The organism is Streptomyces sp. NPDC048353 (assembly GCF_055587165.1).
The window spans coordinates 1-2,002 of record NZ_JBVJGU010000022.1; the positions used below are offsets into that span (position 1 = coordinate 1).

The 2,002-nt window shown below is 70.8% G+C and carries 1 protein-coding gene; it reads left to right on the top strand.

The genetic code is table 11. The features are described 5' to 3' along the window. Nucleotides 1–2,002, top strand: a 2,002-nt coding sequence (locus tag ACZ6RC_RS33315; protein ID WP_469590622.1) for a HEAT repeat domain-containing protein, incomplete at both ends; no start/stop codon positions are given.

Below are 2,002 nucleotides of genomic sequence, written 5' to 3' on the forward strand. Positions count from 1 at the left end.
GCGTTCCGCAGCTTCTACAGCGCAGCCCACCACCAGGGGGACGTGTATCCCTGCACGGTGGCCAGCCTGCCGTTCCTGTTCGCCATGGCCGACGCCCCCTCCACGCCTGATCGGGCGTCGGTGGTCGCATTGATCGTGAACATCGGCCGTGAAAGCATCGATCGGGACGAACCTGGCGCCCTCTGGTGTGGTCCCGATGGTGAAGAGTCCACTGCCTACCAGGACGCCGCAGCGTTGATCCGCGGGCGCGGCGAGGTTTTCGTCGGCTATGCACGCGATGCCGACGCGCAGGTGCGTCGGGCCGCCATCGCGGGCCTGGGACTGTTCGTGGATGACGCCGAGCGGGCGGTAGGGGCCCTTCGGGACCGGCTCGCCGCCGAGGACGACATCACGGAGCGGCTGCTGGTAGTCCGGACGATGGGCGACCTGGCGCTTCGGCTCCCGGCCGCGCGGGTGCCGGCGTCGGCATGGTTCGACATCCTCGCCGACGGGGTTGCGGTGGGTGCCGATGTCCGTCTTGCGGCGCTCGTCCAGCGGGCCCGCTGTGTTCCCGAGTCCATCGACGACACCACCGTGCCCACCGCGATCGGACTCCTCCGCCGGATCACACCGGTACCCCGGCCCGAGCAGACCGAGACCAGGGACGGGAGCCAGGGCCCGTCGGGACCGTGCACGTGTCCTGTGGAGGCCGACTCCGACCCTGGTGTGCCTGGGCACGTCGCCGCCGCCTTCGCCCACCTCGAACGCCACGGCCGCGTCCACGCACCGACGACCTCCCTGCTGGTGGCCTTCCACGAGGTCCTCGACTCGCGTGTCGAGGACCGGACCGCCCTGCTCAGCGAGCAGCTGCGCAGCCCCGATGCGGCCACCCGGTACGACGCGATCGCCATGGCCCGCGGTCTGATCGCCTCCTGGCGTGGAGATCACGCTCACCTGGTGCGGCTCCTGGCCGAATGTCTGCTGCCGCGCGACTCCTACACGTCGGCGGCAGCGGCCGAGGCCCTCGGGTCCCTCGGCCGGCTTGCCGAGCCGGCCCGGGAAGCCCTCGCCGCCTTCGTCATCACCCACCGCACCACACACAGGCCCGATGCGTGGGCGAGCCCGCACCCCGAGCTGCGCCGAGCCCATCAGCAGGCCGTTCTGGCGCTGGCCCAGCTCGGAGACGAGCGGGCCTTGCCCGGGCTACTGACCGCGCTGGACACCGGTGTTGATGCCTGGCGCGCGGTGAGTGCGGCAGGACATCTGCCCCAGGCCGCCGCCGAACTCACCCCCCGGCTCGTTCGCCTCCTCGCCGCTGTCGACCACTCACGGGAGTGGCCCGATGTCAGCCTCCTGGCTCTCGCCTCCGCCCTCGCCAAACTGGGGGACCCGGCGGCCGTACCTGTCCTCACCGACGCCGTCCAGGCCGCCGTTCGGCACAAGCAGTGGCGCACCGTGGAGCCCGTCCTGAAGGCACTTGCCGCCTTCGGCACCCGCGCCGCCTGCGCCCTGGACACCGTCCGGCCCCTCACGGAGGCCGACAGCGTAGATGTCCGTACGGTCGCGGCAGCCACCCTCTGGGAAATCGAACACCGCCCCGAACGTGTCGTGCCGCTGCTGGGACGCCTCCTCGACCACCGGAACTTCGCCGCCATCGACCTCGCCGGCCGAATCGGATCTCCCGCCGCTCCTGTCCTGCCACGCCTGCGACACATACTGGACGAGCAGACGGAGATGAACGCACGGAACGATGCCGCCGTACTGAACATGGGGAACGCGTGGACTCTCGTCCACACCGCATCAGCACTGTGGGACATAGCCGGAGACAGCGAGACCGACACCGTCGTGTCGGCGCTGCTGAACGCCTGGAAGGACAACGACTCCACCGCGCCCGACGTCCTCGCCTGCCTGAACCGCATGGGCCAGGCCGCACGTCCTGCCCTGCCCCGGATCCGGACGGCGCTCGCGCAACCGCGCCGAGGCAACGACGCTTGGAGTGATGCAGTCGCTCGCGACCTGGAGA